The 6504-nt window shown below is 73.1% G+C and carries 6 protein-coding genes and 1 tRNA gene; 3 read left to right on the forward strand and 4 right to left on the reverse strand.

Annotation, left to right across the window (positions count from 1 at the left end):
* Window positions 1–39 precede the first annotated feature (39 nt).
* From ACFW1A_RS37070 to ACFW1A_RS37080, 3 genes are all read right to left on the reverse strand, one after another.
* On the reverse strand, window positions 40–1017 hold the full coding sequence (locus ACFW1A_RS37070; RefSeq protein WP_380417433.1) for a ribose-phosphate diphosphokinase: 978 nt from the start codon (window positions 1015–1017) through the stop codon (window positions 40–42).
* A 206-nt stretch (window positions 1018–1223) separates the two neighbouring features.
* Window positions 1224–2687 (reverse strand): bifunctional UDP-N-acetylglucosamine diphosphorylase/glucosamine-1-phosphate N-acetyltransferase GlmU, encoded by a 1464-nt coding sequence (glmU, locus tag ACFW1A_RS37075; protein ID WP_380417435.1) that lies wholly within the window; start codon window positions 2685–2687, stop codon window positions 1224–1226.
* Between the two features lie 152 nt (window positions 2688–2839).
* A tRNA-Gln gene (locus tag ACFW1A_RS37080) sits at window positions 2840–2912 on the reverse strand.
* A 224-nt stretch (window positions 2913–3136) separates the two neighbouring features.
* Between ACFW1A_RS37080 and ACFW1A_RS37085 the strand changes: the two genes are divergently transcribed.
* From ACFW1A_RS37085 to ACFW1A_RS37095, 3 genes are all read left to right on the forward strand, one after another.
* Window positions 3137–4123, forward strand: coding sequence for an acyl-CoA desaturase (locus ACFW1A_RS37085; RefSeq protein WP_380417437.1), 987 nt, complete (start codon window positions 3137–3139; stop codon window positions 4121–4123).
* A 125-nt stretch (window positions 4124–4248) separates the two neighbouring features.
* On the forward strand, window positions 4249–4851 hold the full coding sequence (locus tag ACFW1A_RS37090; RefSeq protein WP_380417444.1) for a TetR family transcriptional regulator: 603 nt from the start codon (window positions 4249–4251) through the stop codon (window positions 4849–4851).
* 102 nt (window positions 4852–4953) lie between these two features.
* Window positions 4954–5451, forward strand: a complete 498-nt coding sequence (locus tag ACFW1A_RS37095) for a MarR family winged helix-turn-helix transcriptional regulator (protein ID WP_380417439.1) — start codon at window positions 4954–4956, stop codon at window positions 5449–5451.
* Window positions 5452–5454: 3 nt separating this feature from the next.
* Here the strand turns inward: ACFW1A_RS37095 and ACFW1A_RS37100 are convergent, their stop codons facing one another.
* A complete protein-coding gene (locus ACFW1A_RS37100; RefSeq protein ID WP_380417442.1) occupies window positions 5455–6345 on the reverse strand; it encodes a LuxR C-terminal-related transcriptional regulator in 891 nt (296 codons plus the stop codon).
* Window positions 6346–6504 lie beyond the last annotated feature (159 nt).

Consider the following 6504-nt stretch of genomic DNA (forward strand, 5'->3'; position numbering starts at 1 on the left):
CCCGGGCGGGCGGCGGGGCCCGACGGGTCGGACCCGGGGTCAGTGCACGCCCTCGAAGAGCGAGGTGACCGAGCCCTCCTCGAAGACCTCGCGGATCGCGGCGGCGATCGACGGGGCGATGGAGAGGGTGGTGACCTTCTCCATGCCGAGCTCGGCCGGGGTCGGCAGGGTGTTGGTGAAGACGAACTCGCTCACCCGGGAGTTCTTCAGCCGGTCCGCGGCCGGGCCGGAGAGCACGCCGTGGGTGGCGGCCACGATCACGTCGGCGGCGCCGTTCTCGAACAGCGCGTCGGCGGCGGCGCAGATGGTGCCGGCGGTGTCGATCATGTCGTCGACCAGCACGCAGACCCGGTCCTTGACGTCGCCGACGACCTCGGCGGACAGGATGGTGTTGGCCTGGGTGATGTCGCGGCGCTTGTGGATGATCGCCAGCGGGGCGTCCAGCCGGTCGCACCACTGGTCGGCCACCTTGACCCGGCCGGCGTCCGGCGAGACCACGGTCAGCTTGCTGCGGTCCACCTTCTCGCCGATGTAGTCGGCCAGCATCGGCAGCGCGAACAGGTGGTCCACCGGGCCGGAGAAGAAGCCCTGGATCTGCGCGGTGTGCAGGTCCACCGCCATCAGGCGGTCGGCGCCGGCCTTGGCCAGCAGGTCGGCCACCAGGCGGGCCGAGATCGGCTCGCGGCCCAGGTGCTTCTTGTCCTGGCGGGCGTAGCCGTAGAACGGCAGGATCGCGGTGATGCTGCGCGCCGACGCCCGCTTCAGGGCGTCGATCATGATCAGCTGCTCCATGATCCACTGGTTGATCGGAGCCGTGTGGCTCTGCATCACAAAACAGTCCGCCCCTCGGGCGGACTCCAGGAAGCGGACGTAGATCTCGCCGTTGGCGAAGTCCAGGGCCTTGGTCGGGACGAGCTCGGTGCCGAGCGCTGCGGCGACCTCCCTCGCCAGCTCGGGGTGGGCACGGCCGGAGAAGAGCTTCAGCTTCTTCTCACCCGACGTCGTGATCCCGCTCACTGCACCGTCTCCTCGCGTTGCTGCCGCATGGTTCCGCCGCGCCGCACCCGGGCGGCAGGGGGCCGCCCGGACCGGTGGTCGACAGGGGATGGGGTACGCCTCGCTCCGGGCTACAGGCCCCTGGCGCACGTATGTACACCAGGTTACGCGCCCGGTCGGGAACCGTCCGGCCCGGGAGGGCCGGACGGGACGTCACGTGAGGCGTCTCACGCCTCGGCGGTCTCCGCGGCCGCTTCCAGCGCTTCCGCGGCGGCCTCGGCGGAAGCAGTGCCGGCGCGCTTGCGCGCCACCCAGCCGGTGATGTTGCGCTGCTGCGCGCGGCTCACGCCGAGCGCACCCGGGGGCACGTCGGCGGCGATCACCGAGCCGGCCGCGGTGTAGCCGCCGTCACCGATGGTGACCGGGGCGACCAGCATGGTGTCGGAGCCGACCCGGGCGTGCTTGCCGACCACGGTCGGGTACTTGTTCACCCCGTCCCAGTTGCAGGTGACGGTGGCGGCGCCGATGTTGGCGCCCTCGCCGACGGTGGCGTCGCCCAGGTAGGACAGGTGCGGCACCTTGGCGCCGTCGCCGATCCGGGACTTCTTGATCTCCACGAAGGTGCCGATCTTGCCCTTGCTGCCCAGCGCGACCCCGCCGCGCAGGTAGGCGTACGGGCCCACGGTCGCCTTCGGGCCGATCTCGGCCTGCTCGGCGGTGGTGTTGCTGACGGTGGCGCCGGCCCCGACCACGGTGTCGGTCAGCGTGCTGTTCGGGCCCACCCGGCAGCCCTCGCCCAGGTGGGTGGCGCCCTGCAGCTGGGTGCCGGGCAGCACCACGGCGTCCGGCTCGTAGCCCACCTGGACGTCGAACCAGGTGCTGGCCGGGTCCACCACGGTCACCCCGGCCCGCATCGCGCGCTCCACCAGCCGGTCGTTGAGCAGCCGGCGGGCCTCGGCCAGCTGCACCCGGTCGTTGATGCCCAGGATGTCGCGGTAGTCGGCGGCGACCACGGCGCCGACCCGGTGGCCGGCCTCGCGCAGGATCTCCACCGTGTCGGTCAGGTACTCCTCGCCCTGCGCGTTGTCGGCGCCGATCTTGGCCAGCGCGTCCGCCAGCAGGGCGCCCTCGAAGGCGTAGACGCCGGAGTTGATCTCGTGGATCTCGCGCTGGTTCACGGTGGCGTCGCGGTGCTCGACGATGGCGTGCACCGAGTTGTCCGCGGCCCGCAGGATCCGGCCGTAGCCGGTCGGGTCGGGAACGTTGGCGCTCAGCACGGTGACCCCGTTGCCCTGGGCGGCGTGCTGCTCGGCCAGGGCGCGCAGGGTGTCGGCGGTCAGCAGCGGGGTGTCGCCGTAGGCCACGATCACCGTGCCGTCCAGCGCGATGCCGTCGTCGGCCAGCGCCTCGACCGCGACCCGGGCGGCGTTGCCGGTCCCGCTCTGCCGCTCCTGGACCACCGCGCGCACCTCGGGGTGAGCCTGCTTCAGGTGATCCGCCACCAACTCCTTCAAATGGCCGATCACCACCACCAGGTGCTGCGGCGTCAGCTCCTCGGCGGCGGCCACCACGTGCCCCAGCAGCGTCCGGCCGCACACCGGGTGCAGGACCTTGGGCAGCGCCTTGGACTTCATCCGGGTGCCTTCACCCGCGGCGAGCACGAGGACGGCGGCAGGGGAGTTGGCGCTCACGCGGAGGCTCCTTGACTCGGGACCGGGGGCGGGTGGGTCCGCGCGGCTCGCCCGCCGCACCGTGGACCAGACCCGAGAATAACCGCGCCGCTACCGGCGGCCGCATTCGGCGAGGACCGGCCGGGGCACCTCGCCCCGGCCGCCCGCACCTGCTCCGCCGGTTGGATTCGAACCAACACTGCAAGGCTTCAAAGGCCTGCGGGCTGCCGATTACCCCACGGCGGATAGCTGATCAGACCTTACCGGACCCGTCCGCCACGTGGGTATCGCCGTCGATCCCCAGAGTGACGCCCGGGCGGCGCCCCGGCGTCGCGGGGCCGACGATCCGTTCAACTGGGGTGTGCCCTGCTTCCCTGGGGCCCCGGTGCAACCTACGATGCCGTAAGTTACGCAGTCGTAGGTCCGGCCGACCGGCCGGTCGCCTGCTGCGCCTCCCAAGGGACGCCCCCATGACCATTCAGGCCGACGAGGCGCCGACCGGCGTCCGCCCCGTCTCCGCGGAGCCCGCCGCCCCCCACCCCAACACCCTCGTCTCCGCCACCCTCGGCGGCGAGAAGCAGGGGATGGCCGAGCGGATCGCCCTCGCCCTGTTCATCGCCGTGCCGTTCGCCGCCCTGGTGGCTGCCGTGCCGGTCGCCTGGGGCTGGGGCCTGGGCTGGCGCGACCTGCTGATCGCCACCGCGATGTACTTCCTCACCTGCCACGGCATCACGGTCGGCTACCACCGGCACTTCACCCACCGGGCCTTCAAGACCGGCCGGGTGCTGAAGATCGCGATGGCGGTGGCCGGCAGCCTGGCCGTCGAGGGCCCGGTGGTGCGCTGGGTGGCCGACCACCGCAAGCACCACAAGTTCTCCGACCGGGACGGCGACCCGCACTCGCCCTGGCGCTACGGCGAGACCGTGCCGGCGCTGCTCAAGGGCCTGTGGTGGGCGCACATGGGCTGGCTCTTCGACGGCGAGCAGACCCCGCAGCACGTCTACGCCCCGGACCTGGTGAAGGACCGTGACATCCGGACCATCTCGCGGCTGTTCTGGCTCTGGACCGCGCTGTCCATGCTGATCCCGCCGCTGCTGGGCGGGCTGCTCAGCTGGTCCTGGCAGGGTGCGCTGACCGCCTTCTTCTGGGGCTCGCTGGTCCGGGTGGCGCTGCTGCACCACGTGACCTGGTCGATCAACTCGATCTGCCACGCGGTGGGCGAGCGGCCGTTCAAGTCCCGCGACCGGTCCGGCAACGTCTGGTGGCTGGCCGTGCTCTCCTGCGGCGAGTCCTGGCACAACCTGCACCACGCCGACCCGACCGCGGCCCGGCACGGGGTGCTGCGCGGCCAGGTGGACTCCTCGGCCCGGCTGATCCGCTGGTTCGAGCAGGCCGGCTGGGCACGGGACGTGCGCTGGCCCGACGCGGGGCGCATCGCCGCCCGGCGCGCGGCATGACCCCTCGCCTACAGCATGATGGAGGGGTGAACGGGAGCAACGGAGACAACGCCGGCCATCGTCCGACCGCCGCGGCCGCCGGCCAGGGCGCGGGGCAGTCCCGCGGCCGCGGCGGTCGGGTGCGGATGACGGGCAAGCAGCGCCGCGAGCAGCTGCTGGACATCGGCCGCTCGGTCTTCGCCGAGCGCGGCTACGACGGCACCTCGGTCGAGGAGATCGCCGAGCGGGCCGGGGTCTCCAAGCCGGTCGTCTACGAGCACTTCGGGGGCAAGGAGGGGCTGTACGCGGTGGTGGTCGACCGCGAGATGCAGCTGCTGCTCGACATGGTCACCGGCGCGCTCACCGGAGGGCACTCGCGCGAGCTGCTGGAGCAGGCGGCGTTCGCCCTGATGGACTACATCGACACCTCCACCGACGGTTTCAAGATCCTGGTGCGGGACTCCCCGGTGGCCCAGTCCACCGGGTCCTTCGCCTCACTGATCAGCGACATCGCCACCCAGGTCGAGGACATCCTGGGCCTGGAGTTCAAGGCCCGCGGCTTCGACCCGCGGCTGGCCCCGATGTACTCGCAGATGCTGGTCGGCATGGTCGCGCTGACCGGCCAGTGGTGGCTGGAGGTGCGCAAGCCGCAGAAGTCCGAGGTCGCGGCGCACCTGGTGAACCTGGCCTGGCACGGCCTGGAGGGCATGGAGCGGCACCCGAAGCTGGTGGGCGACCGGAAGAGCTGACGCCCCGTCGTGGTGGTTCCGGCGGGTCGCGTGGTGTTGAGCGATTGTTTTCTCGATGTCAAGAGGCTTCATATCGACAGAACCACCGATACACTGATCCACATGGAGGACGAGGTCGACCGGCTGGTCGCAGCGTGGCGCCGCGAGCGCCCCGACCTCGACGTGCAACCGCTCCAGGTGCTCAGCCGGGTCAGCCGGCTCGCCCGCCACCTGGACCGGGCCCGCCGCACGGCGTTCGCCGAGCACGGCCTGGAGCCCTGGGAGTTCGACGTGCTGACGGCCCTTCGCCGGGCCGGCCGACCCTACCAGCTCTCCCCCGGCCAGCTGCTCACCCAGACCCTGGTCACCTCCGGCACCATGACCAACCGGATCGACCGCCTGGCCGGCAAGGACCTGGTGCAGCGGCTGCCCGACCCGGACGACCGGCGCGGGGTGCTGGTCCGGCTCACCGAGGCCGGTCAGCTCAAGGCGGACGAGGCGTTGGCCGGTCTGCTGGCGCACGAGCGCGAACTGCTCGCCGAGCTGTCCGGCGGGCAGCAGGCGGAGCTGGCGGCGCTGCTGCGGCAGCTGGTCGCGCCGTTCGACAACATCCCCGGGTAGCCGCTACTGGGCGGTGCCGGCCTCCACCGGACCCACGCCCGCGCGGCGGGCCAGCGCGACGGCGGCCAGGGTGGAGTGCACGCCGAGCTTGCCCAGCACGTTCTGCATGTGGGTGCGGACGGTGTGCGGGGAGAGGTAGAGCCGCTCGGCCACCGCCTGCCGCCCCAGGCCCGCCACCATGCAGCGCAGCACCTGCTTCTCCCGGGGGGTCAGCGACTCCACCAGGCGCTCGCTCTCGGTGCGGTCCCGGCGGGCCGTGGTGAGCTCCCGGACCACGCCGGTGAGCAGGGTCGGCGGCAGGTGGGTCTCGCCGCGCAGCACCCCGCGCAGCACGGTCAGCAGCCGGGTCAGCGAGCTCTCCTTGGCCACCCAGCCGCAGGCGCCCGCGTGCAGCGCGCGCACGGCCCGGCGCGGGTCCTCCTCGGCGGCCAGCACCACCGCGCGCAGCTGGGGGTAGGCGTGGCAGGAGCGGCCGAGCAGCGTGATGCCGTCCACCGGGCGGCGCGGCGCGGTCGGCGGGTGCTGATCGGCGGTCAGCGCGGTCGGGCGGACGGCGGCCACCACCGCGCCGGCGGCCAGCACGCTGCCGGCCCGGCGGGGGGCCGGGACCACCCCGGGGGCGACGCGGCGGGGGCCGCTGCCCGGCTCCGGCTCGCCGGGCGCCCGGGGGCGGCGCGGCGGCGCGACGGCGGTGGTGGTGCTGCCGAGGTCGGCGTCCACCAGCAGGATGTCGAACGGACGGCCCTCGGCGGCGGCCCGCTCCAGCGCGTGCTCGGCCGCGGCGGCACTGCCGGCGGCGCCCACCTCGATCTCGGGCTCGGCGGAGAGCGCCGTGGCGAGCGCCTCGGCGAAGATCCGGTGGTCGTCCACCACCAGCACGCGGATCCGCCCCATCCCGGTGTCCCCCCTGCTCCGGTCCCACCGATACCCGACCCAGCGTACGGTCTGAGCGGCCGTCAGGTGGCGGATCCGTGAACTCCATCGGGAAAGCATCACCCCGGGGAGCCCGCGTGGTGCTTCCGGCCGCGCCGCCGGCCCCGCGGGTGCGGGGCC

Origin of the sequence: Kitasatospora sp. NPDC058965, from assembly GCF_042741245.1 — a bacterium.
Classification (GTDB): Bacteria; Actinomycetota; Actinomycetes; order Streptomycetales; family Streptomycetaceae; genus Kitasatospora.

Excerpts from the sequence above, each read along its gene's own strand:
- ACFW1A_RS37085 (WP_380417437.1), top strand. The coding sequence starts at position 3,137 with ATGACCATTCAGGCCGACGAGGCGCCGACCGGCGTCCGCCCCGTCTCC.
- ACFW1A_RS37090 (WP_380417444.1), top strand. The coding sequence starts at position 4,249 with ATGACGGGCAAGCAGCGCCGCGAGCAGCTGCTGGACATCGGCCGCTCG.
- ACFW1A_RS37095 (WP_380417439.1), top strand. The coding sequence starts at position 4,954 with ATGGAGGACGAGGTCGACCGGCTGGTCGCAGCGTGGCGCCGCGAGCGC.
- ACFW1A_RS37100 (WP_380417442.1), bottom strand. The coding sequence starts at position 6,345 with ATGGGGCGGATCCGCGTGCTGGTGGTGGACGACCACCGGATCTTCGCC.